The sequence below is a fragment of the uncultured Thiocystis sp. genome (assembly GCF_903866365.1).
In the GTDB taxonomy this organism is placed as follows: Bacteria; Pseudomonadota; Gammaproteobacteria; order Chromatiales; family Chromatiaceae; genus Chromatium.
On the sequence record NZ_CAIPNF010000363.1, the window covers coordinates 1 to 23315 of the forward strand.

General features: G+C 62.4%; 22 protein-coding genes and 2 pseudogenes. 11 read left to right on the top strand and 13 right to left on the bottom strand.

The features are described from left to right. The first annotated feature begins 51 nt into the window (after positions 1 to 51). Positions 52 to 606: a hypothetical protein gene (locus QZY07_RS20295; RefSeq protein WP_295406559.1), complete on the top strand. Its 555-nt coding sequence runs from the start codon at positions 52 to 54 to the stop codon at positions 604 to 606. Here the strand turns inward: QZY07_RS20295 and purN are convergent. Both purN and purM read right to left on the bottom strand, forming a co-directional pair. Beyond that, the gene (gene purN / locus QZY07_RS20300; protein ID WP_295406562.1) at positions 599 to 1249 is read right to left on the bottom strand and encodes a phosphoribosylglycinamide formyltransferase; all 651 of its coding nucleotides are present in this window, start codon (positions 1247 to 1249) and stop codon (positions 599 to 601) included. The two genes, QZY07_RS20295 and purN, sit on opposite strands and share 8 nt — an antisense overlap. Beyond that, positions 1242 to 2330, bottom strand: a complete 1089-nt coding sequence (gene purM / locus QZY07_RS20305; RefSeq protein ID WP_295406567.1) for a phosphoribosylformylglycinamidine cyclo-ligase — start codon at positions 2328 to 2330, stop codon at positions 1242 to 1244. The genes purN and purM overlap by 8 nt, the downstream gene beginning before the upstream one ends. A gap of 117 nt (positions 2331 to 2447) precedes the next feature. Here purM and QZY07_RS20310 point away from each other — a divergent pair, with 117 nt between their 5' ends. Then, positions 2448 to 3005: a CDP-alcohol phosphatidyltransferase family protein gene (locus tag QZY07_RS20310; RefSeq protein WP_295406621.1), complete on the top strand. Its 558-nt coding sequence runs from the start codon at positions 2448 to 2450 to the stop codon at positions 3003 to 3005. A gap of 23 nt (positions 3006 to 3028) precedes the next feature. On the opposite strand, the gene hda is transcribed toward QZY07_RS20310, so the two are convergent. Both hda and wrbA read right to left on the bottom strand, forming a co-directional pair. Continuing rightward, entirely contained in the window at positions 3029 to 3790 is a 762-nt protein-coding gene (gene hda / locus QZY07_RS20315) for a DnaA regulatory inactivator Hda (RefSeq protein WP_295406570.1), read from the bottom strand. Positions 3791 to 3845: 55 nt separating this feature from the next. Continuing rightward, positions 3846 to 4445 (bottom strand): NAD(P)H:quinone oxidoreductase, encoded by a 600-nt coding sequence (gene wrbA / locus QZY07_RS20320; RefSeq protein WP_295406572.1) that lies wholly within the window; start codon positions 4443 to 4445, stop codon positions 3846 to 3848. Positions 4446 to 4583: 138 nt separating this feature from the next. Here wrbA and QZY07_RS20325 point away from each other — a divergent pair, with 138 nt between their 5' ends. Then, positions 4584 to 5168 (top strand): thioredoxin family protein, encoded by a 585-nt coding sequence (locus QZY07_RS20325; protein WP_295406575.1) that lies wholly within the window; start codon positions 4584 to 4586, stop codon positions 5166 to 5168. Positions 5169 to 5245: 77 nt separating this feature from the next. After that, complete coding sequence (locus QZY07_RS20330; protein ID WP_295406578.1) at positions 5246 to 5536, top strand: acylphosphatase; 291 nt, start codon at positions 5246 to 5248, stop codon at positions 5534 to 5536. Between the two features lie 82 nt (positions 5537 to 5618). On the opposite strand, the gene QZY07_RS20335 is transcribed toward QZY07_RS20330, so the two are convergent. Next, positions 5619 to 6488: a metallophosphoesterase gene (locus tag QZY07_RS20335; RefSeq protein ID WP_295406581.1), complete on the bottom strand. Its 870-nt coding sequence runs from the start codon at positions 6486 to 6488 to the stop codon at positions 5619 to 5621. 179 nt (positions 6489 to 6667) lie between these two features. Here QZY07_RS20335 and QZY07_RS20340 point away from each other — a divergent pair, with 179 nt between their 5' ends. Next, positions 6668 to 7087 carry a rubrerythrin family protein gene (locus QZY07_RS20340; protein ID WP_295406584.1) on the top strand — a complete coding sequence of 140 codons (420 nt, stop codon included), beginning with the start codon at positions 6668 to 6670 and terminating at the stop codon, positions 7085 to 7087. Positions 7088 to 7208: 121 nt separating this feature from the next. On the opposite strand, the gene QZY07_RS20345 is transcribed toward QZY07_RS20340, so the two are convergent. The 5 genes from QZY07_RS20345 to glgX all read right to left on the bottom strand — a co-directional run bounded on the left by QZY07_RS20345 (position 7209) and on the right by glgX (position 13099). Continuing rightward, positions 7209 to 8795, bottom strand: a complete 1587-nt coding sequence (locus QZY07_RS20345) for a transglycosylase SLT domain-containing protein (RefSeq protein ID WP_295406588.1) — start codon at positions 8793 to 8795, stop codon at positions 7209 to 7211. A 115-nt stretch (positions 8796 to 8910) separates the two neighbouring features. After that, a complete protein-coding gene (locus QZY07_RS20350) occupies positions 8911 to 9507 on the bottom strand; it encodes a Maf family protein (RefSeq protein ID WP_295406591.1) in 597 nt (198 codons plus the stop codon). Then, positions 9508 to 9705, bottom strand: a complete 198-nt coding sequence (locus QZY07_RS20355; RefSeq protein WP_295406594.1) for a CPXCG motif-containing cysteine-rich protein — start codon at positions 9703 to 9705, stop codon at positions 9508 to 9510. A gap of 47 nt (positions 9706 to 9752) precedes the next feature. Then, the gene (gnd, locus tag QZY07_RS20360) at positions 9753 to 10769 is read right to left on the bottom strand and encodes a phosphogluconate dehydrogenase (NAD(+)-dependent, decarboxylating) (RefSeq protein ID WP_295406597.1); all 1017 of its coding nucleotides are present in this window, start codon (positions 10767 to 10769) and stop codon (positions 9753 to 9755) included. Positions 10770 to 11017: 248 nt separating this feature from the next. Then, positions 11018 to 13099, bottom strand: a complete 2082-nt coding sequence (gene glgX, locus QZY07_RS20365) for a glycogen debranching protein GlgX (RefSeq protein ID WP_295406600.1) — start codon at positions 13097 to 13099, stop codon at positions 11018 to 11020. Positions 13100 to 13390: 291 nt separating this feature from the next. On the opposite strand from glgX, the gene QZY07_RS20370 reads away from it, so the two are divergent. After that, a complete protein-coding gene (locus tag QZY07_RS20370) occupies positions 13391 to 13774 on the top strand; it encodes a DUF2750 domain-containing protein (protein WP_363184575.1) in 384 nt (127 codons plus the stop codon). Here the strand turns inward: QZY07_RS20370 and QZY07_RS20375 are convergent. Then, entirely contained in the window at positions 13771 to 14895 is a 1125-nt protein-coding gene (locus QZY07_RS20375) for an aminotransferase class V-fold PLP-dependent enzyme (RefSeq protein WP_295406606.1), read from the bottom strand. The two genes, QZY07_RS20370 and QZY07_RS20375, sit on opposite strands and share 4 nt — an antisense overlap. Then, on the bottom strand, positions 14892 to 16283 hold the full coding sequence (locus QZY07_RS20380; protein WP_295406609.1) for a L,D-transpeptidase: 1392 nt from the start codon (positions 16281 to 16283) through the stop codon (positions 14892 to 14894). The genes QZY07_RS20375 and QZY07_RS20380 overlap by 4 nt, the downstream gene beginning before the upstream one ends. Before the next feature lie 139 nt (positions 16284 to 16422). Between QZY07_RS20380 and QZY07_RS20385 the strand changes: the two genes are divergently transcribed. Together QZY07_RS20385 and QZY07_RS20390 are read left to right on the top strand one after the other, a co-directional pair. After that, positions 16423 to 17697 carry a DNA repair exonuclease gene (locus QZY07_RS20385; protein WP_295406612.1) on the top strand — a complete coding sequence of 425 codons (1275 nt, stop codon included), beginning with the start codon at positions 16423 to 16425 and terminating at the stop codon, positions 17695 to 17697. Continuing rightward, on the top strand, positions 17694 to 21209 hold the full coding sequence (locus tag QZY07_RS20390) for a YhaN family protein (protein ID WP_295406615.1): 3516 nt from the start codon (positions 17694 to 17696) through the stop codon (positions 21207 to 21209). Before QZY07_RS20385 ends, QZY07_RS20390 begins: the two co-directional genes overlap by 4 nt. Before the next feature lie 126 nt (positions 21210 to 21335). Here the strand turns inward: QZY07_RS20390 and QZY07_RS20395 are convergent. After that, positions 21336 to 21590 (bottom strand): annotated as a pseudogene (locus QZY07_RS20395) (tyrosine-type recombinase/integrase); the annotation flags it as partial. An 84-nt stretch (positions 21591 to 21674) separates the two neighbouring features. On the opposite strand from QZY07_RS20395, the pseudogene QZY07_RS20400 reads away from it, so the two are divergent. The 3 genes and pseudogenes from QZY07_RS20400 to QZY07_RS20410 all read left to right on the top strand — a co-directional run. Beyond that, positions 21675 to 22619: pseudogene (locus QZY07_RS20400) on the top strand (Y-family DNA polymerase); the annotation flags it as partial. A gap of 109 nt (positions 22620 to 22728) precedes the next feature. Continuing rightward, positions 22729 to 22884, top strand: a complete 156-nt coding sequence (locus tag QZY07_RS20405) for a DUF4113 domain-containing protein (RefSeq protein ID WP_295406624.1) — start codon at positions 22729 to 22731, stop codon at positions 22882 to 22884. Positions 22885 to 22941: 57 nt separating this feature from the next. Then, a partial coding sequence (locus QZY07_RS20410; protein ID WP_295406618.1) for an SOS response-associated peptidase occupies positions 22942 to 23315 on the top strand: 374 nt, incomplete at its 3' end.

Below are 23315 nucleotides of genomic sequence, written 5' to 3' on the forward strand. Positions count from 1 at the left end.
AATACGGTTTTTTGAGAGAGGTTCGCGTAAGATTATGATTTATAACATGTCATGTACCACTTGAAATCCGAGAGAGCCTGTCTTGGCGATATCGGAAAAGGCCAAAACGTCGATCTACGGGTTGGCGATGCGCTTAATCGGAGCGGCATTCATATTGTCCTGTTCAAGGAAAGAACGGCGTCCGGGATTCTCACGATGGAACAGACGCCTCGAACTGCTCGTTATAAAGAGCGGAGTTGGTCGTCATTACTGGGCTACAGGCCCGTGCGTCGGCATTTGGTCGACGAGAATGCACCTCCGACATTCTGCCCGACTCCTGCCCTGGGATTAAAAGTTAGATTGGGCGGAAAAAAATTTATTTCTGGAATTGCGCGGGACGATAAGGAGCTCAAACGAGTCGTGATGAAGGTGAGCGGGCCAAAGGGGTCGGATATTCAGGCTTTTAGCGAAATGATCGATGGCGTCGCGCACGATTTATCGAATTACGCTTTCGACAGTAATAATTCCACCTATGCTGGCCTAAAAGGATCATATAGCGTGGAGTTGGAGGTGATCGACGACGTGGACCAGGCGACGACTCAAACTTTTTCGATCAATGTCATTTAATGAAGAATGGCTTCTCGATAGGCTCGCCATCCAACCAGGGGCGTCCGTCCTCGCCGAGTCTCAGGCGCCCTTCCGCGAACCAGCCCACGACGGTAGGATAAATGCGGTGCTCCTGTTCTAGAACGCGCGCCGCGAGCCTCGCGTTGTCATCCTGGGGCAGCACAGGCACCTCCGCCTGAAGGACGACAGGCCCTCCGTCAAGTTCGGCGGTGACGAAATGGACGCTCGCGCCATGTCTTGTCTCGCCTGTGTCCAGTGCCCTCTGGTGAGTATGCAGTCCACGGAACTTCGGCAGCAGCGATGGGTGGATGTTGAGCATCCTCCCGTGATAGTGGGTGACGAATTCGGGGGTTAAAATCCGCATAAAACCCGCCAGGATGACGAGTCCAGGATCATAGCGATCAATCAGGCACTTGAGATCCGCGTCATAGGCATTGCGATCGGGGTAGTCTCCGTGGCTCAGAATCTCCGCTGGAATCCCATGGCGTCGCGCGCGTTCGAGTCCCAGGGCGTCCGCCCGATTGCTGATGACAGCCGCGATGCGGATCGGCAGACCCTGTCGCTGGGCGTCGATCAGGGCTTGAAGATTACTGCCGCCGCCAGAGATGAGCGTGACGATCTGGAGCCGCTTATCTTCAGGCATTTCCGCTCCCGCCACTGTAGACGATCTCGGGTTCGCCTTCGCTGCTCTCGATATGGCCCAGTACCCATACCTCTTCGCCCGCGGCGCGGAGCCGTTCAAGCGCCGTTTGAACGTCATCCGGTGCGACGCAGACGATCATCCCGACTCCACAGTTGAAGGTACGGAGCATTTCAGCCTTGGCGATGCCGCCCTCGTGTTGAATCCAGTCAAAAATGGGTGACTGTTGCCAGGTATCCAGATCCACGCGCGCGCGGGTACCGGGGGGCAATACCCGCGGCAGGTTTTCGGTCAGTCCGCCACCGGTGATGTGGGCGAGCGCATGGACCGGCAGTTCGCGCGTCAAAGGCAGCACCGAGCGAACATAAATCCGCGTCGGCGCCAGCAACCGGTCACCCAGAGAAGCCCCGTCGAGATCCTGGGAAAGCCGTTGTGCGAGCGTCCGGGTAGAATCCGCTCCACTGACCTCGATCACCTTGCGGATCAGCGAGTAACCGTTCGAGTGGGGGCCCGATGAGCGGATCCCGAGCAGGACATCGCGCGGAGCGACCCGCTCGGGTAAAATCAGATCCGCTTTCTCGGCGATACCGACGCAGAATCCCGCAAGGTCATAGTCGCCGTCATTGTAGAGACCAGGCATTTCAGCGGTTTCGCCGCCGGTCAGCGCGCAGCCTGCCAGTTCGCAGCCCCGGGCAATGCCGGCGATGACCGATGCGGCGACCTCCACGTCAAGCCGACCGGTGGCGTAATAGTCGAGAAAAAACAGCGGTTCGGCGCCGCTGACCAGGATGTCGTTCGCGCACATGGCCACCAGATCGATGCCGATGCTGTCGTGCCGCCCAAGCTCGATCGCCAACTTGAGCTTGGTGCCGACGCCATCGGTACCCGAGACGAGGATAGGTTGGCGATACGCCGCTAGAGGCAGCTCGAAAAGTGCGCCAAAGCCGCCGAGCCCGGCGATGACTCCCGAGCGAGCGGTTGCGGCGGCGAGCGGCTTGATGCGTTCCACAAGACGGGCGCCGGCGTCGATATCGACGCCAGCGTCACGATAGCTGAGTGAAGTGTGGCGAAAGTTCTGCGACATGGTTGCTCCAGGGATGGGTTGATGGGACGATTGTATACCGAGATGCTTGGACAGTTGGCGGATGCCGGGCTAGGATCTTGTCAACCAGTCACACTGCACAGCGTCAGGGTTCTGTTCGTGAAGCTCAAAGATCTGCCCAACATCATTAGCGTACTGCGGCTGATCGCCGTGATCCCCGTGGTTTACCTGCTGCTCGTGGATGAATTCGGTTGGGCATTGGTCTTGTTCGCCGCCGCCGGCGCCTCGGACGGTCTTGATGGCTTTCTGGCCAAACACTATGGGTGGCAGAGCCGGCTTGGAGGCATCCTTGATCCACTTGCGGACAAGACGCTGCTGGTCTGCTGCTTTCTGGTTCTGGGCGCCCTGGGCTTGATTCCAATCTGGTTGGTTCTGGCGGTGGTGTTCCGGGATTTGGTCATCGTCGGGGGCGCTGTCCTTTACAATTATCGGGTGGAGGAGGTCGAGGCCGCGCCGCTTCCAGTCAGTAAGCTCAATACGCTGTTACAAATTCTGTTGTTGGTGGCGATTATCATGGATGCGGGCCCCTATCCCTTGCCGGCGGCTTTGTTGCTGACATTGATCTGGGCCAGTTTTCTCACGGTGGTGGTCAGCGGTTTGCAGTATGTCTGGATCTGGGGCCGTAAGGCGATACGCAGTGGCTTGAAGGAAGATTAAGCCGCGTCATGATGGCATGAATATTACTCGTCTCCTGCATCGGCCGTGCCTGAAACGGACGGCGACGGAGCCAGATCGGTTTGGCGCTCTCCCCTCATTGCGCGTCGGATGAGCGGAATCGTCGGTTGGCGTTGTTCGCAAAGACTCAGGCTATCGATTTGTGCGACCAGCCTCAGGAGCGATGCTGGATCGCGGGTGTGGTAATTCATGATGTAACGCACCTGTTCGCCGTTCAGATCCATGCCGCGGCGATGGGCCGATTTGATCAGCAGTTGTTCGCAGTCCGCATCGGCGAGAGGCGTCAGGCAATAACGCGGCCCCCATTGGAGACGCGAACGCAGATCGGGAAGTCCCAATGGGAGTGCGTCCGGAGCCGATTTGGCCGCGGTGAGCAGGCGGCGGCCTTTTTCTCGCATTCGGTTGAACAGATCGAAAAGGGCGCGTTCCCAAACCGCATCGCCAGCGATGGTCTGGATGTCGTCGATCGCCACCAGATCTAGCCGTTCCAGATCCTCGAAGAGAAGCGGTTCCAGGCCCGGGGCTCCCAGTGGAACAAAATGCGTCTGTCGACCCTGCTCGGTCGCCGCAATGCAGGCCGCTTGCAACAGGTGGGTCTTGCCAGTACCGGCGTTGCCGAACAGAAACAAGAAGGGCTCGCCAGTGCCGGCCGCCATTGCCGAAACGAGGGCAACTGCTTCTGCATTGGGACCCGGTAGATATTCGCTCAGAATCGGCTCCCTGGGCCATTCGAGCGGGAGGTGGAGTTGCTGAGGGGAAGCGCTCACGGCAATGCGACCCGGGTGGAGATGCCTAATGATTCCAGTTCATCTGTTTATGGTTTCATGTGGCACGCGGGGTTAACATGGCTGCGGTTTCCGCTAATCGTTTCCCCAGCGCATGACAGAGTCGCCGTTCCTCGTCGGTGACGGGGAGAGTGTTCTCGGGGCCGGCCAGATGCGACGGTCCATAGGGTGTCCCGCCACTGCGGGTATGTAAAAGATCCGTTTCGCTGTAGGGCAGTCCCAATAACAACATGCCATGATGCAGAAGAGGCAGCATCATACTGAGTAGTGTGCTCTCCTGTCCCCCATGCGGACTGGAGGTGGAAGTGAAAACGCTGGCGGGCTTGCCGGCGAGGGTGCCAGCCAACCAGAGACTGCTGGTTCCATCCAGGAAATATTTAACTGGTGCCGCCATATTCCCAAAGCGGGTTGGACTGCCAAGCGCGAGTCCGGCGCAGTGACGCAGATCCTCATGCTCCGCGTAGGGAGCTCCAGCGGCGGGGATGCTGTCCTCGGTTGCCTCGCAGACTGTCGAAACCGCGGGAAGGGTGCGCAGGCGCGCTTCCATGCCGCCGGACTCGACGCCGCGGGCAATCTGCCTCGCCATTTCCGCCGTGGCGCCGTGCCGGCTGTAGTACAGAACCAGTATGTAACTCATAAGGCGGTCGCTCCATTCAGAACAAGATGCATGTCTATACTCTCGGGCCAGGGTTGAGATGCGCGCAACCGACAGGTTTAACAATTTCCTTCGCTATTTTCCGTCCGATCACCTTTTGAGTCTATTGGAGATGGAACCATGATGATCACATTAACCGATTCTGGCCATCGATTATCGAATCCTTCCCTGTTCTGGCGGCATCTGTGTCTTCTCTTGCTTTTGACCAGCGGTATCGCGACGGCGGCAACCACTGATCCTGATCCCGAGCAATCTTTTTTCGACCCGACCTTCGGTGACTTCTCCGAGGAAATCGAAACAGCCAAAACCGAGGGTAAAAAAGGCGTTCTGCTGATGTTTGAAATGGACGAGTGCCCCTTTTGCCAGCGTATGAAGACCACGGTTCTTAATCAGCCCGAGGTGCGCGAATATTTCAAGAAGCATTTCAAAATCTTCTCTGTCGATATCGAAGGGGATGTTGAAATCACCGATTTTTCCGGCACGGTAATGACTCAAAAGGATTTTGCGCTCAAGTCTTATCGGGTCAGGGCAACGCCAGTATTCGCCTTTTTCGATGTCGAAGGGAATTTAATGACCAAATTCATTGGCGCAACCCCTCACTCAAGTGAATTCATGTGGCTCGGTAATTATGTGGTTGAGGATCGCTATAAGGACACCACCTTCCAGCAATATAAGCGCGAACGACAAGCCGCTCCCGAGCAATAAGATACGGTCGATTGCGCGCAGATTCGGAATTCGCTTTAATCTGAGAGTTCGCGAGCCGCGACCCACAGGAGAAGAGGATGGACGATTATCAGCCGGAGCACAGAGTTTGCTACCGTTGTCTCATTGGCGGTCAGGTGCAGGGGGTGTTCTTTCGGGCCGCGACCCGCGAACAGGCGATGCGCCTTGGTGTGACTGGATATGCCAAAAATCTTGCGGATGGGCGAGTGGAAGTGTTTCTCTGTGGAGATACGACGGTGGTTGCGCAACTGCGTGACTGGCTGCGTACCGGTCCCGCAACGGCCAAGGTGACCGGTGTCGCTTGCGAGCCATTCGACTATTATCCGCACGCTGGGTTTGCGATCGATTAAACCGACCTGGCGATGACGCTATTTGGTTCCAGTGTGCGGTAGCGTTGTGGCGTAAAAGAGACATGCCATGTTTGAGCGAAGTTCAATACCCCTCGGCATGCGGGATGGGTAACTCGACTAATTCAACGAGACGTTCGACGCGGGTCGCAAGGCGACCATCCGGATAGATCGTCAGCTCCCGATAACCGGGTGGATGAGCGTCGAGTGCGAAATCCACGCTCCCCGGCAGAAACTGTATGCAGGTGGATGGGGTTCCGAGAATCCGGCAATCCCCCTGAGAACTGGAAAACGCCTGATGAATGTGACCGAAAACTACCGCTTTGACCTGTGAATTGCGCTCGCAGATGCCGAGTAAGTCAGCACCGTTTTCAGCGCCCATGGTATCCATCCAGGCGCTCTGAATGGGCTTCGGGTGATGATGGAGAAAAAGCAGCGTCGGCGCCTTGTCGTCCGACAGCAGCTCGACGAGACGATCCAGATGTGTGCGGTCCAGACGCCCGCTGTTGCGACCGGGATCCAATGAATCCAGAAAGATGAGGTTCCAGGAATTGAGTCGCCGGATACCAAGGGGTTCCACCGCCGCGCTGCCGAGATATTTTTTCATGAGATCCCGGCGATCATGGTTTCCCGCAATGCAGTAATAGGGTAATCCGGTTTTTTCGAGAGCCTGGCGCAGATAACGGTAACCGGCGGGTGATTCATCGTGGACGAGATCCCCGGTCAGGATCAGAGCGTGCGCCGCCTGCCGTCCAGCCAGGGCCAAGTCAATCACGGCCTGGAAACTTGATCGAGTGGTGATTCCAAGAAGATGTCCCGTGGGTTCCGCGAACAGATGAGGATCGCTCAGCTGCACCAATCGCGAGGGCGCGGGACGAGCCTTGGCGATAGGGAACGCCTGGAGTACGCCTGCTTCCTGAGTAGGCGACATCTGCGATGGCTTGGTTTCCGGCATGTTTGCTTCCAGATCAACTCGTCAGGGCGCGACGCGATAGGAAAATTCTGTTTCTCGACGCGTTTAATAAAGTAAGGCTATCGGCGCCATTGGAACAAACAATTTTTTAAACCCGACGCTGATCCATATTGTAATCATCGTCCAGCCCCAAAACTGTCGTCCATCACGAGGAAATCAACATGGAACTCAAAGGCAGCAAGACCGAGCACAGCCTCAAAGAAGCGTTTGCGGGTGAGTCGCAGGCGAATCGGCGTTATCTCTATTTTGCCGCGAAGGCGGATGTTGAAGGATATAACGATGTGGCTGCGGTCTTTCGGTCCACGGCCGAGGGTGAAACCGGACATGCTCATGGTCATCTGGAATATCTCGAAGCCGTCGGCGATCCCGCGACCGGCTTACCGATCGGTCCCACTGGCGCAAACCTGAAAGCGGCGATTGCTGGAGAGACCCACGAATATACCGATATGTATCCTGGCATGGCCAAAACGGCACGTGAAGAAGGTTTCGACGAAGTTGCTGATTGGTTCGAAACACTCGCCAAGGCCGAGCGTTCCCATGCCAACCGTTTCCAGAAGGCGCTCGATAATCTTGATGCTTGAACATCCTGATCGACATTAGAACCGTCGCGATAAAAGGGCGCCTGGCGCCCTTTTTTACTGACGGATTTGCAATCGATGCCTAGCTGGGAGGCACGTTTCCAACGAGGGTCGTGTGTGTGGTTTAAATGCCAACTTTCAGCTTTTGTCCTGCTCGAATATTGTTGTCGTTCGAGCTCATTTTGTTGAGACGACGCAGTTCGGCGACCGACAGACCGTTCAGCAGCGCCACCCGATAGAGCGTTTCCTGTGGTTTCACGACATGATAGCGGACCTTGTTGGCTGTCCGTGCCTCTGGTTTCGGATTTGCCTTGATGGCCGCGATTCGTGGCTCTGGTGCCGGCTTCTTCTCCTTTGACGCCATTCGTGTCGTAGGCGTCGGTTTGGCTTGGGATGGAGTTGTTTTGGCCATCGCAACGGCGGGTTGGTATTGTTTCTGCCTCGGTGCTGCCTTGGGTTCAAGCGCCAGCATGACCGGCGCAGAGACCGGCGGCGGTTGACTGGCCACACGTTTCATCGAGCCTTGCGGTAGCCAGACGGTGCTGCCGGCTGGCAGGTTCGCTCTTCCATCGCGGACCGCGCCACGCCAGTGCAGGTTCAGATCGGCAAGGCGGCTGGCGGACGCCCCATAGTGCCGCGCCACATGCTCGGCTGGCATACTGTCATTCAGAACCAGACGGTCATATTCCCAAGGCGCTTCATAGTTCACGCCTTCGGGGAAGTAACGTTTGGCGTTGCGGGCGACCTCGCGGGCGGCGATGAACTCGGCATAGTAGTTTCGCGAGGCAAAACCGAACGCCTTGCCGTCATAGTGTTCGACAATGCGACCGATATCGTTACCGTGTTGCGACTTAGCCTTCGCCATGCCGCCCTGGCCGTGATTGTACGAGGTGATGGCGAGTGGCCAGCTACCCAGTCTGCGATGCGCCTGCGACAGATAACGCGCGGCGCCGTCAGCGGCCAGGATGGGGTCGTAGCGCTCGTCGACGCGATCGTTGACCGTCATGAAACTGCGTCCGGTCGCGGGCATGAACTGCCACACGCCGCAAGCGCCCGCGCTGGATTTGGCATTGGTCTGATAGGACGATTCCACATGCGGGATATAGGCCAGATCCTCGGGGAGGCCATGACTTTGCATGATCTGGCGGAAAGCGGGTTCATAACGGCCGCTGATCTCGACGCTGCGCTTGAAACGCTCGCGCAGACCGCGCTGGGCACGCAGCCGATCCGATGCCCCGTAGAGCGCGGCGACGCCGCCGTCCTTCTCGTACTTGGCGAGCAATTCCTTATCGCTTGGAGTCAACGTCTGGCCGGTCCGCACCCGCTCCTCCAGCATCTTGAGCCGACTGGCGTGATAGCCGGTGCGCGAATCCAGCCAGGCTTTTTGGGAGGCGCTGTAGCCGGCCTGGATCGGTCCGGGGATCCTGCTGACCTCGTAGATCACGCCCAGGTGTTCGTCATCGTGGATCGCGACCTCGCCGCGACCCCAGATGCCGTAGACATGGCGCCAGAAATCCACGTTATCCTGAATCTCGGGTGGGACCGGGAAGGTGGACGAGCCGCTCGGATCGCGCTGAATTTGAACGGTGTCCCGCCCGCTACTGTCACGTTCGCCGCCGCCAGATCCGGCGCAGCCGTTTAGAATGATCAGAACCAGAAGCGAGAGGGGGAATACCCAGGCATAGCGGGTATCAATGGAATCGGGACGCATGTTCGCGGCTCCTCTTGAGGTGACAAGACCCGCTATCGGGCCCCTCATAAACAGCATGAAGTATCGTTCACAATGCCACGTTTGGCAATGTGAATGTCCAATCGGCCGCGTCAAATCATGCGCCCAGCGGGAAGATTCCGGCGGCTTCCAGCAAGGGGATCAGGCGGATTATCGGCAGTCCGATCAGCGCGTTGGGATCTTCGCCTTCCAGTCGCTCGAACAGGGCGATCCCAAGCCCCTCCGATTTGAAACTGCCCGCGCAGTCGTAGGGCTGTTCGCGGTCCAGATAGCCCTCGATCCGCTGCCGCCCGAGAGGGCGGAAATGGACCCGGAAGGGTTCGACCAGCGTTTGCGCCTGACCGCTGCGGGCATCGAGCAGACAGAGACCGGTTTGAAAAAGCACGCTCCGTCCCGAGGCGCGCTCCAGTTGCGCGATCGCCGCGTCGCGGCCGAGCGGCTTGCCCAGGACGGCGTCGTCGAGACAGGCGACCTGATCCGAGCCGATGATGAACGCCTCCGGATACGCCGAGGCGACCGCGCGCGCTTTGGCCTCTGCCAGTCGCAGCACCAGCACCTGAGGCGGTTCGTCGGGTCGTCGTCGCTCATCCACATTCGGGGAGGCGGTGCGAAAGGTCAGGCCCAGCCGCGCGAGCAGCGCGCGTCGATAAGGAGAGGTCGAGGCTAGCACCAGCGGTGGTTGAGTGGTGTGCATTCAATCGCACTCCCGCGCGAGCGTGACCAGGAGTTCCGCGTCGGGATGCTCATCGAGGCGGACAGTCACGACGATGGGCGCGCAACAGACCTGACAATCTTCCACATAGCTTTGGTTGCCTGCGCTGAGGTCGACGTCGATGTCGATCGGCGCGGCGCACCAGGGACAGTCGAGCCGAAGGGTTTCGATGGGATTCATGGTCGCGCTCCGAGCCTCTCTTTTCCGCCGCGCCACATTGGGCTGTATCAATCCGCCGGCTTCTCGTGATGCCCGCCGAACTGATAGCGCATCGCGGATAGAATCTGATTGGCGAAATCGCCCTCGCCACGGGAGCTGAAGCGTTCATAGAGCGCAGTGGTGAGCAAGGGGGCGGGGGTGCCGGTTTCGATCGCCGCCAGACAGGTCCAGCGACCCTCGCCGGAGTCCGAAACGCGCCCGCCGAAGCCTGTCAGTTCGGGATCCTCCGCCAGGGCGTTGGCGGTCAGGTCGAGCAGCCAGGAGGCAACCACGCTGCCGCGGCGCCAGACCTCGGCGACCTCGGCGAGATCGAGGTCGTATTGGTAGTGTTCCGGATGGCTCAGTGGAGCGGTCTCGGCGTCGGTCGCGCGATCCTGTCGGCCGGCCCCGGCATGCTTGAGCAGATTGAGACCTTCCGCATAGGCGCCCATGAGGGCGTATTCGATGCCATTGTGGACCATCTTGACGAAGTGTCCGGCCCCGTTGGGTCCGCAGTGGAGATACCCCATCTCCGAGCGGCTGACCGGTCCGGAGCGGCCCGCGGTGCGTTCGATGCCGCCGGCGCCGGGCGCCAGGGACGCGAAGATGGGATCGAGCCGCTCCACGACCGGCGTTTCGCCGCCGATCATCAGACAGTAGCCGCGCTCCAGCCCCCAGACGCCGCCGCTGGTGCCGCAGTCGACGTAGTGGATGTCCGCCCGCGCGAGCCGCTCGGCGCGGACCAGATCCTCGCGATAATGGGAGTTGCCGCCATCGATCAGGGTGTCGCCGGGCGACAGATGGGGCAGCAGTCCCTCGATGACGGAATCCACGGCGCCGGCGGGAACCATGATCCAGAGATGGCGCGGTCTCGCCAATTTGGCGCAGAACTCCGCCAGATCCGAGGTGCCGATGGCGCCTTCCTCGGCCAATCCCGCCAGGGAGGCGGGATTGCGAGCGTAGACGACGCACTGGTGGCCGGCGCGTAACAACCGCAACGCCATGTTCGAGCCCATCCGGCCAAGGCCGATCATTCCGATTTGCATAACCCCTGTTGCTCCTGACGTGTGGATGAACCCGAGGCAAGCAGACTTCCGCCTGCCTGCGATACGGTTTAAGGCGATTTCCGGGAACGTGTCTACCAGAATCGACGCTTCCAATGGACAGGATTCACAGGATTTTTTAAGATTAACAGGATTAAAAACAATCGACTCTATCCTGTTCATCCTGCGAAATCGTGTGAATCCTGTCCATTCACAGCCTCTCCGTGGGTCGATTGTTTTCAGAAAATCACCTAAGCACGATCCCGTGCTTCGAGCACGACAACGGAGCGCGAACCGACTTTGAGGCGGCCTGCCGGCAGCGGGCGCTGAGCGTCCAGTGCGACGACGCTCGGTTCGGACGTGGTGTCGACGGCCAGACACCAGCGTAATCCCGCCACGGCTGGCAGCGCGAATTCCAACGTCTTCAGTCCCATGTTCATCATGATGTGCAGCGGCGGTTCGTCCGCGTCGAGCCCCGCCAGGGTGAAGGCCAGCGCGCGGTTGTCGGGGTCGTCCCAGTTCGGTGTTGCGAGTCCGACACCATGCCAGGCAATGTCTGGCAGGGTCTGCCCGTTGGCCGGTTTGCCGGTCAGGAAGCGGTTACGGGTCAGGGTCGGATGGCGTCGGCGCAGGGCGATCATGGCGCGCACGAAATTCAGCATGTCGCGGTTGGTTTCCACTAGTCCCCAATCCGACCAGGAGAGTTCGTTGTTCTGGCAGTAGCTGTTGTTGTTGCCCAGCTTGCTGCGCATCACTTCGTCGCCGGAGAGCAGCATGGGGACGCCCTGACTCAGCATCAGGAGACTGATGAAATTGCGTGCCTGGCGCCGGCGCAGGGTCAGGATCGCGGGGTCATCGGTCGGTCCCTCGCAACCGCAGTTCCAACTGAGGTTGTGGTCGCTGCCGTCGCGATTGTCCTCGCCGTTGGCGGCGTTGTGCTTTTCGTTATAGCTCACCAGATCGCCGAGGGTAAAGCCATCGTGACAGGTGACGAAGTTGATCGAGTTCAGCGGAAGGCGTCCGCGCACCGCATACATATCGCTGGAGCCGGCCATGCGGGTTGCAACCTCGGGGATCAGTCCGGGGTCGCCCCGGACGAAGCCGCGGATCACATCGCGATAGCGGCCGTTCCACTCGGCCCAGCGATAGCCGGGGAAGTCGCCGACCTGATAGAGACCTGCGGCGTCCCAGGCCTCGGCGATGATATGTGCACGACTCAGGTTTGGAGAAAGCTCGGTCGCCCAGAGCACCGGGGCATGATACTGAGGATTGCCGTCCTCGCCGCGGGCCAGCGCGCTGGCGAGATCGAAGCGGAATCCATCCACATGCATCTGTCGCACCCAGTAGAGCAGTGCGTCGACCAGAAAGCGCGTGACCATCGGGTGATTGCAGTTCACCGTGTTGCCGCAGCCCGTGTAATCCCGATAGCGACGCCGGTCCTCGAAATCCAGATGGTAGAACATCTCGTTGCCGAGCGCCTTGAAGCTGATGGTCGGCCCGTCCGCGCCACCCTCGGCGGTGTGATTGAAGACCACGTCCAGGATCACGCCGATCCCGGCCCGGTGGAACGCCTTGACCATGTCCCTGAATTCGTCACGGGCGCGGCTGGGCGTGACGGTAAAGGAGGGATGCGGCGCGAAGAAGCTGTGGGTGCTGTAACCCCAGTAATTCTCCAGCCCGAGACGGGCAGTCGCGGGCGGCACGTCCTGATGATCGAAGGCCATGACCGGCATCAGTTCCACATGCGTGATGCCGAGATCCCGCAGGTAAGGGATCTTTTCGATCACCCCCGAGAAGGTTCCCGGATGCGTCACGCCGGACGAGGGATGGCTGGTGAAACCGCCGACATGCATCTCGTAGACAATGGCATTGTTGAGCGGAATATAGAGCGTCCGGTCGCCCTCCCAATCGTAATCGTCCCGCACCACCTGCGCGCGCATCGCGGTGGCCAGGTTGTTGCCTGGACGACAGGCCGCCTCCCGATTCCACAGCAGGTTGCTAATGGTCGTCGCCCAGGGATCCAGCAGCGCTTTTTCCCCGTCGATGCGACAGCCGGTCTCGCGGGTCTCGCAGCGCCCGTCCGCGCGCCAGTTGTAATAGATACCGTCCGGCAGATCCTCCACCAGGATGTGCCAGAAGAAGAAGGTGCGGTTGGTCTTGGGATCGAGACGAACGATCATCGCTGGCTCGGTGCTGTCGGCGCGCTCGAACAGCAAGAGCTCCATGGTCTCGGTGTAGCGCGAGAAGACACAGAAATTGACGCCACCCTCAACGACGGTGGCGCCCGCATTGTCCCAGGTTCCGGTCTGGACGCGGTATCCTTCGGGCCTCATTGTGACTGCTCCAGCATGTGTCAATTGAGCATGCCTGGAACGAGCAGATAACCGATGATCGTTCCAACCAAAATACCTAGGATGGCACCAAGCAGTATTCCATACCATTTCACGGCTTAACCCTCACTCGCTCTCGATCGGATGGCGGTATTGTGGGGCTCCGGGGTTCGGATAGACAAGCGGCGTTAGCCTTTCTCGCGTGCCGCACGGCTGATAGAGTGCGGAACCGAGCGCCGTGACCGCGGCGTCCGCAACCTGCAATAAAGGGTAACCCGTTCGATGAACGCTCCATTGTCCGCATCTGAATTATCCAACGTGTTCAGCCAGCCGGCTCCTGATCGCTATACTTTTTTTCTGACCGAGGCGACCCTGCAGGACAAGGTCTGGACACTCAAGGGCGTTGGCGGCTTTGTCACCTTCAGCGATGACGAGGGCAGGGACTGCTTCCCCTTTTGGCCCGCGCCTGAGTTTGCCGAGGCCCTGGCCAATGACGACTGGTCGGATTGCGAGGCGGAGCCGCTGGCGCTCGCGGTCTTCATGGAACGCTGGCTGACCGGCATGGCCCGGGATGGCCGTCTGGTTGCCGTGTTCCCGGCGCCGGACGGTTCCTGCATCGCTATGGATCCGCTGGCTCTGCTTCAGGATCTTGAGGAAGAGCGGAATCAGACCGGCTAAACGTCGAGCAGAGCGTCGACGATGGTCATAGCCCTTTCGATGACGTCAAGCGGGGTATGAAAGTGCGGCGAAAAACGGATGCCGCCGCCCCGCTGGGCACAGAGCACCCGGCGCTGCATGAGATCGCGATACAGCCGCTCGGCGGGCACGCCCGGCACGCGGAAGGTGACGATTCCGGCACGGCGGTCGGGGTCGCGCGGGGTGAGCAACTCGAAACCGCGTTGGTCGATCAGCGCGATCAGATGTTCCGTGCGCGCCTGCAGCAGACCCCAGACCTGTTCCAGACCGACCTCCTCCAGCAACGACAGACTGGCCTCCAGGGCATGGATGCCCAACAGGTTTGGGCTGCCGCACTCGAAGCGCCGGGCATCGGCGGCGGGCGTCCAGTCAGGACGCTCGAAGTCGCCGGGATGCTCGACCATGCGCCAGCCAAACTGACGCAGCGTCAGCGATTCGCGCCGCTCGGGTCGAACATAGAGCAGGGCGACACCTTCAGGTCCCAGCATCCATTTGTGACCGTCGGCCACCACGAAATCCGCCTGACTGGACTGGAGATCGAACGGCAAGGCGCCGAGACCCTGGATGGCGTCGACGCAGAACAGAATGTCCCGATCGCGACAGAAGGCCCCGATCCGCTCCAGGTCGAGCCGCAGCCCACGGGCATATTGCACCCAACTCACGGCGATCATCCGCGTGCGCCGGTCGCAGAGCGCCATGAGTTCGGCCTCGGGATCGCTGGAGCGGTCCAGATCCAGGGCGCGCCAGGTCACGCCCCGCTCGGCCAAGGACTCCCAGACGATGCGGTTGGACGGAAATTCCTGGGCGATGCCGACCAGGTTATCGCCGTCTTGCCACGGCAGCCCATGCGCGATGACCGACAGCGCCTCCGAGGTATTCTTGGCCAGCGCGATATCGTCGGGGGAGCCCGCCGCGATCAGCCGGGCCAGACGCGCGCGCAGTCGCTGCTCGGTGACGAGCCAGCGCGGATAGTCGAGCGACCCCTGATGGAGGTTCTCCTCGGCGAACCGTGCGACCGCCTCCGCCGCCCGTCTGGGCCAGGGTCCGACCGCGGCATGATTCAGGTGGCAGAGATCGGGTTCGAGCTGAAATTCCGACTTCACCGCGCCTGGGTCTCCGGCGTGCTGGCGGCCGGCGTGGGTTGGGCCGGCGCTGGATTGGCGGGTGGCGCACTTGCCGCGGGCGGCGGCACGGCCGGTTCGGTCTTTGGGGCTGGTTGCACGGGCGCGCTGGGTGCCGGTGCTGTCGGCTCTGGCTGTGCCACGGGCGGCGGCGCGGTTGGCGCCACCGGCGCGGGGCTGGCCGGTGTCGAGGGCGCGGGGTTGACCGGCGTCGTCGGCGTGACGGATGGGGCGCTGGGCGGTAGAGGAGACGCGGGAGCGGTCGGCGCGGGAGTGGCCGGCGATGGGATCGGAACGATCGGCGGCGTGACGACGGTCCCCGTGGGCGCCGCTGGGACTTCCGTGGAGGAGGTAGCCAGCGTTGGCGACAGTTCGGGTGCCGACCGATCCTGCCCCGCAACCGCGGATGGAACCGGAGCGGTCCGCAATCGGGTTTCGCTGGAGGACGGCGCCTCGGTCGGCGGGGCGGTGTCCGACACCTCTCTCGCCTCGGCCCGCGCCTCGATCGCCTCGCCCGGACTGGCGGTCGATGGGGGCGTAGCCGTTGCGGGCGCCGGCGGTGCGTTGACGGCGACCTGAGGCGCCCGCGCCGCCTCGGCGGCTTTTCTCGCGGCGATCCGACGCTGTTCGGCCGCTTGTTTGGCCGCGATCGCGCGCTGTCTCTCCAGGTAATTTCCGTAGTCCGGGCCGCGTCCCACGATGGCCACCTGGGTGCCAGGGGCGACATGATTGAACAGCACCGGCGCCAGTTTGCTCGGCATGCGGATGCAGCCATGGGAAGCCGGCTGGCCAGGACGCGGGATCGGACCCGCGTGCAGACCGACGCCATCATGGGTCAGGCGCATAAAGAAGGGCATGCTGGAGCCCTCGAAGCGGGAGCCCGCGGGGATCGAATCACGCCCGACCTTGACGCTCGATTTAATCACCTTGCCGCCTTTCCCCACGACCTTGCCATAGAGATTGGAGCGTTTGTTCTCGACCTTCTCGATCACCGAAAATTGCCCGGTTGGCGTCGGGTATTTCGACACCCCGGTGGCGACCATGCTCCAGCCAATCTCTTCATCGCCGGCATAGAAACGGGCCTTTTGCTTGTCGGTGTCGACCACGATCCGCGAGACCTGGCGTCCGTCGCCATTCCACTCGTACAGAGGACTGGGCTTCAGCTTGGTTTTCTCGACGGGTTTCTGTTCGGCGGCCGGCGGTGGAGACGGTTGTTCGGCCACCGCGGACTCGGCTGGCTTTTGTTCCGGCTTGGCGACAAAACGGGCGAGCCCGTCGCAGGCCGTCAGCGTCAGGATGAGCATGGAGCCAAGTGCAACCTTGAACAAGCTCGGGGTGAAGGGATGTCTTGGTGTCTGGTCATTCGTCATCGCTGTGATTCCCCGGTTTCGCGGGCACCCAAATGGCATTGTGATTTCTCAATGGTGTCTAGGATAGCGCGCGAATGGCTCGATGGCACTATCATGCACCGCGTTCGACATTCAATCAGACCCTCGCGGGGAGGAATCGTTGAAATTCATTCATGCGGCGGACGTTCATCTCGACAGCCCGTTACGGGGACTCGAACGCTATGAAGGCGCTCCCGTGGAAGACTTGCGCGGGGCGACCCGGCGGGCCTTCGAGAATCTGGCGGACCTGGCGCTCAACGAGGCAGTCGATTTCGTGTTGCTCGCAGGCGATCTCTACGATGGCGATTGGAAGGATTACAACACCGGTCTCTTTTTCTCGCGCCAGATGGCCCGGCTGCGTGAGGCGGGGATTCAGGTGCTGGTGATCGCCGGCAATCATGACGCGGCGAGTCAGATCACCCGCATGCTGCGCCCGCCGGAGAACGTGAAGATCTTCTCGACACGCGAGCCCGAGACCCTGATTCTGGAATCGCTCGGAGTGGCCGTGCATGGCCAGGGTTTTGCGACCCGCTCGGTCACCGAGGATCTGACGCGCGCCTATCCCCTGGCGGATCCGGATCTGTTCAACATCGGTTTGCTGCATACCTCGCTGGACGGTCGCCCCGGTCACGAGCCCTATGCCCCCTGCGGCCTTGACGGGCTGCTGTCGCGTGGCTATCAATACTGGGCGCTCGGGCATGTCCACCAGCGCGAGATCGTCGCGGAGGATCCCTGGGTGGTCTTTCCGGGAAATCTCCAGGGGCGCCACGCCCGCGAGACCGGACCCAAGGGCTGCTCGTTGGTGCGCGTCGAGGATGGACGGGTCGGCGGCATCGATCACCTGTCGATGGATGTGGTGCGCTGGGCGGCCTGTCCGGTGGATGTGACCGATGCCGCGACCCTGGACGAGGTTTATGACCGGGTCGAGCCCGTCTTGCGCGCCGCCGCCAGTCACGCCGGGAACCGCCTGCTGGCGGCGCGTCTCCGGCTCATCGGTCCCTGCGCCATCCATGCCCGGCTCCACGCCAAGCGCGAACAGGTGGTCAACGCCTGCCGCGCGCTGGCGGACAGCGTCGGAACCGGCGATCTCTGGGTGGAAAAGGTGCTGATCGACACCCAGGGCACCCTGTCCGAGTTGCCCTCCCTGGCACGCAACGACGCCTTCGGCGGCCTGTTGCGGGCGATCCGGGATCTGGAACTGCAACCCGAGCGCCTCGCGTCCCTGCTGGAAGACGTTGCCGAGCTGGGCGCCAAGCTGCCGGCGGAGCTGCGGGCCGGGGAGGACGCCTTCGATCCGACTCAGACACCGGCCCTCCAGGCCTGCCTGGAGGACATCAAATCGCTGCTGCTCGATCGTCTCCTGGGCCAGGATGGCGATCACGGGGAGACCGAGTGAAGATCCTGGATCTGCATCTGCGCGCCTTCGGGCCATTCACCGATCGCCATCTGGATCTGAGCGGCGGCCAGCATGGCTTGCACCTGATCTTCGGACCCAACGAGGCCGGGAAAAGCTCGGCGCTCCGCGCGCTCAAGGCGCTGCTCTTCGGGATCCCGGAGCGCACCCAGGACGATTTCCTGCACCCCAGACAGAACTTGCTCGTCGGTGGACGTTTTCGGGGACCGGATGGCAATGAACTCCTCTGTTTCCGCCGTAAAAAGCGCAAGAACTCCCTCCTGAACGGCGAGGACAAGCCGATCGCCGATGACAGCCTGGCGCGCCTGCTCGGTGGTGTCGATGAGCGACTGTTCGAGCGTCTGTGCGGAATCGATCACGAGAGTCTGGTCTCCGGCGGTCAGGCGCTGTTAGCCGAGCGGGGCAGGGAGGCCGAGGCGCTGTTCGGGAGCGGATTGGGGAGCGTCGATCTCCATGCGATTCTCAAACGGCTCGATCAGGAGGCCGGCGACCTGTTCGTGCCGCGCGGATCCAAACCGTCGATCAACGCCGGATTGACTCGGCTGACTGTGATCGAGCGCGAGCAGCGCGCGGCCCAGCTCTCGGCCCGCGACTGGGACGAGACGCGTAAAGCCGTCGATCAAGCCCGCCATCGCCTGTTCGAGCTGGACGACGAACTGGCCCAGGCGACCCGACTGCGCAATCGTCTGGAACGCATCCGTCGCACCCTGCCGGATCTGGCCAGGCGCGACCGGCTGCTCGAACAGCTCGCCTCGCTTGGGGAGACGCCGAACCTGTCCGAGGATTTCGCGCGGCGACGCGAGGACGCGATCGCCAAGCGCGCGCTCGCGGTCGCGAGCCAGTCAGGCGCTCGGGCGCGTTGCGACGATCTCCAGGGCAAGGCCGCGACGCTCGCCGTCTCCGAGGATCTGCTGGCCGAGGCCGCGGTCATCGACGATCTGCGCGCGCGCCTGGGCAGCCACCGCAAGGCCGCCCAGGACCGACCGGCGCTCGTGATCAAGCGCGGCACGGGAGAGGGGCGAGCCGCCGCGCTGCTGGCCCAGATTCGCCCCGGTCTGACCCTGTCCGAGGCGCCTGGACTGACTCACTTGCTCAATCGCCGGCGCCGGGTGACCGAACTTGGGGGGAGCCGGGAGGCCCGTGCCGTCGCCGTCGAGCAGGCGCGCACCAAATTGGCCGAGATCGCGCGCACGCTGGCCGGAAAATGCGCGGCGCTCGCGGAGCGGTCAGCCAGTCCGTCGCTGGAAGGGTTACGCCGCGCCATCGAGGAGGCGCGGCGCGCGGGCGATCTGGATCGCTCAATGGCGGAAACCTTGGCCCGGATTCAGCGTCACGACGAGGAATGCGGGCGTGATCTGGCCGCGCTGGGTCTCTGGAAGACCGACCTGGCCGCGCTGCGCCGCGCGCCTCTGCCAAGCGTGGAGACCAGCGAACGCTTCGTCGCGGAATTCCAGGGCCTGGACGAGGCCAGACGGACCCTGGAGAAGACCCGCACGGAGGCACAGGCCGAGCGTCAGCGGATCGAGGAATCGCTGCGCGTCTTCCAACTCGCCGGCGCCGTGCCGTCGGAGGGCGATCTTGACCAGGCGCGCGCCCGTCGCGACCAGGACTGGCGATTCATCAGACGACAGTGGCTGGAAGGCGCGGAGATGAGCGCCGAACTCAAGAGCCAGGGAGCCGGGGCGACGCAGGCGGATACCTTTGAAACTGCGGTGTCGACGGCCGACGAGGTCGCCGACCGGCTCCGCCGCGAGACCAAGCGGGTCCATGAACGAGCCACGGCCCAGGCGCGGCTGGAGACCTGTGAGCAGGGGCTCGCCGAGACGGAACGGGTGCTGGTGTCGCTGAACGAGACCCGGACGGTCCTCCAGGAATCCTGGCGGGCGGCCTGGTCGCCGAGCGGACTCGAACCGCTACCGCCCCGCGAGATGCTGCACTGGCTCGCCAAGGCGTCGCGTTTGCGCGAGCGCGCGGGGCAGGGCGATCAACTCCGGGCGGATCTGACCGATGCTCGGAAGGCTCGGGAGATGCACGCCGAAAGCCTGACCGCCGCCCTGACCCGGCTCGGGTTGGCCGTCACCGTGGCGGTGCCGGATCCGGGGCTGAGCCTGCGGCTCAACCAGGCCGAGACGCATCTGGACGCACTCATGGAGACCCAGCGCCAGCGCGCCCTGCTGGAAAAGACGATCGCGGAGCTTCAGGAAAGCCAGATGCGCCTCGAACTGGAGGTCAAGGCCAGGGAAGACGAGCAGGCGACCTGGTCGACGGCGTGGGCGGCGCTGATGGACGAACTCGGCTTGCCCAGCGATGCGAGCCCCGGAGATGCCTCCGATTATCTCAAGACCCTCGATGACAGCCTGAAACAGATCCAGGATGCCGAGGAATTCCGCGCCCGGATCGAGGGGATCGACGCCGACGCGGCTGAATTCCAGCGGCGCGCCGGCGCGCTGCTGGCGAGACTCGCGCCCGACCTCCTGGAGCGACCGATCGAGGAAGGCGTCAACCAATTGAACGAGCGGCTTGTCAGGCAACGCGAAGACCGGAGCCGACTCGACGAGCTACAGCGGCAGTTGCGGGGAGCCGAGGAAGAGATCCGACGGGCCGAGGCCGACATCCAGGTTGCCACCGCGCTCCTCGCCGAACTTTGCCGCGAGGCCGTCTGCGAGACCCCCGAGCAACTGGTGGCCGTCGAGCAGCGCGCCCAGTCGCAACGTCAACTGCGGCGGCAACTCGCCGAGGTCGAATCCGGACTGATGACCGCGGGAGACGGTCTCGGGATCGACGCCTTGCGGGAAGAGGCCGGCCGCATCGACCGCGACGCCGTGCTCGCCGATCTAAAAGCCATCGAGGCACGGATCGAAAACGAACTGCGTCCGCGACAAGCCAGCCTGCTCGAAGCCAAGCTGGATGCCGAGCGTCAATTCACCGCCATGGCCGGTGACGATCGGGCCGCGGCCCTGGCCGAGGAGGCGCAGCAGACACTTTCGAGCCTGCGCGCCCAGGCGGAGCAATACGTCCGGGTCAAACTGGCATCGCGCATCCTGCGCGATGAAATCGAGCGTTTCCGCCGTCAGCACCGCGACCCGATCCTGACCCGCGCCAGCGGCTACTTCGCCCAACTCACCTGTCACGCCTTCACCGCCGTCGAGACCGACTTCGACGAGCCCGATCAACCCGTTCTGGTCGGTCAGCGCGCAACGGGCGGATGGCTGCGGGTCGAAGGCATGAGCACCGGCACCCGCGATCAGTTCTATCTGGCCCTGCGACTCGCCAATCTCGATCATCATCTGAACGATGCCGATCCGCTTCCATTCATCGTCGACGATATCCTCATCCAGTTCGACGACGCGCGCGCCCAAGCCACGCTTGGCGCCCTGATGGATTTTTCCGCCCGAACCCAGGTCATCCTCTTTACGCACCACCAACGGGTGGTCGAACAGGCCCAGGATCTGGACCCGACGGGCGCACGGGTGCTGGTGCATGACTTGCGGTGAGTGAGGCGGATTCCAGGCTCAAGGTTTGAGCGGGAGACGACAACAGGGTAAGGAACGTCGCCCTCGAACGTCACCTGGACACTCAGGGCTTGACCGCCCTCGGCGGCATCCCGAGCACGTTCTGATTCAGACGAGCGCATCCAACGGGCTTTTCACCCCCTTGCCGCCGCGATTCAGCACATGCGTATAGATCATGGTGGTCGAGACATCCGCATGGCCCAATAACTCCTGGACCGTGCGGATGTCGTAACCGGCTTGCAGCAGATGGGTCGCGAAGCTGTGGCGCAGAGCATGAGTGCCGGTTCGCTTCGTGATCCCCGCCTCGCGGGCGACTCGATTCACCGCCTTCTGCAAGGCGTTTTCGTGCAGGTGATAAAGACGTTAAATTATTGAATAAAAAGATAAATTTCGCATTTTAGCAGGCGAAATCACCGACCGAAAAGAGGGATAAAAAATCCAAAATCCATGCTATTTAGAGAAGCAAAAACGATTTCTGTCATTAAACTTGTGTTATGCAGAATCGTTTTTGCTTCTCTGAACGGAAAGGATTTTTTCATACGTCTGTTTCAGCCGCAGCTGGAGGGCCGCCCGCTGGTCGTGCTCTCGAACAATGACGGGTGCGTGGTCGCGCGCAGCCACGAGGCCAAGGCGCTGGGGGTCGCGATGGGGGCGCCTTTCTTCAAGCTGGATCCGCAACTGCGCCGCCAGCTCGTGGTGTTTTCCTCGAACTATGCCCTCTATGGCGATCTCTCGCGGCGGGTGATGCAGGTGTTGGCCGGTTTCGCGCCCCGCATCGAGGTCTATTCGATCGACGAATGCTTTCTCGACCTCTCCGGCGTGGCGGAGCCGGTCGCCTTGGGGCAGGCGATGGCCCGCACGGTTCGCCAGTGGACCGGGATCCCGGTCTCAGTGGGGATCGCCCCGACCAAGACGCTGGCCAAGCTCGCCAATCGCCTGGCGAAGAAAGGCCAGAGTCCCGATGATCCGGTCCTGGACTGGGCGCATCTACCGGACCCGGCTGCGACGCTGGCGGCCGTGCCCATCGAGGATGTCTGGGGCATCGGAACGCGCTGGGGCGCGCGGCTGCGGCAACTCGGCATCGCCGACGCGCTGGCCATGCGCGAGGCCGAGCCGCGCTGGCTGCGCCAGCAGTTCGGGGTGGTGCTGGAACGCCTCGGCTGGGAACTGCGCGTGCGCGCCTGTCTGCCGCTGGAGGTCATGGCGCCGCCGCGCCAACAGATCCGGGTCTCGCGCACCTTCGGCGCGGCGGTGACCGCTTGGCCCGAACTGCGCGCGGCGCTGACCCGTTTTGCCAGCCGTGCGGGCGAGAAGCTGCGCGCCCAGGGCCTGGCCGCGCCGGCGCTGACCGTCTTCATCCAAACCGATCCCTTCGACACCGCGCGGCCCTTCTATACCAATGCCGTCACGCGCCCTTTCGTCGCCCCGACCCAGGACAGCGCCGCGCTGATCGGCGGATCTGTTCGCGGCCCCGGATGCGGAGGCACGCGCGACGCGCCGGATGGCGGCCCTGGACGCCATCAACCGCCGTTTCGGGCGCGAGACGCTGTGCTTCGCCGGCGAGTTGGTCGGTACTGGCTGGCCGCGGCGCGCGGGGCGCGTCTCGCCGATCTCGACGACGCGCTGGGGGGCGTTGCCGACGGTCCGGGCGTGCTAAATTGCGCGGGTCTGGCCTGATTCGTCCATCCCGTTCAGCGAGGTGTGTGGAGACAGCATGTGCGGTCGCTTTGCCCAATATTGCGGCAGTACGGACTTGGAAGCCCAGTTTGGCCCCTCTCTCGACGGGGTGTGGCCGCCGCCGCGTTACAACATCGCACCGGGGAGCCGGCTTCTGGCCGTGCGCGCGGACTCCGCCGGTACGCGAACCTTCACGACGCTCCATTGGGGCCTCATCCCACGTTGGGCGAAGGATCGCAAGAGCGGCTACCGCACCAGCAATGCCCGCGCCGAGACGGTGGCCGAGAAGCCATCCTTTCGAGCGGCCTTCCGCCAGCGCCGTTGCCTGATTCCCGCCGATGGCTTCTACGAATGGCAGGCCACCGGTTCCGGCAAGCAACCGTATTTCATCGCCCGCCGGGATCGCCAGCC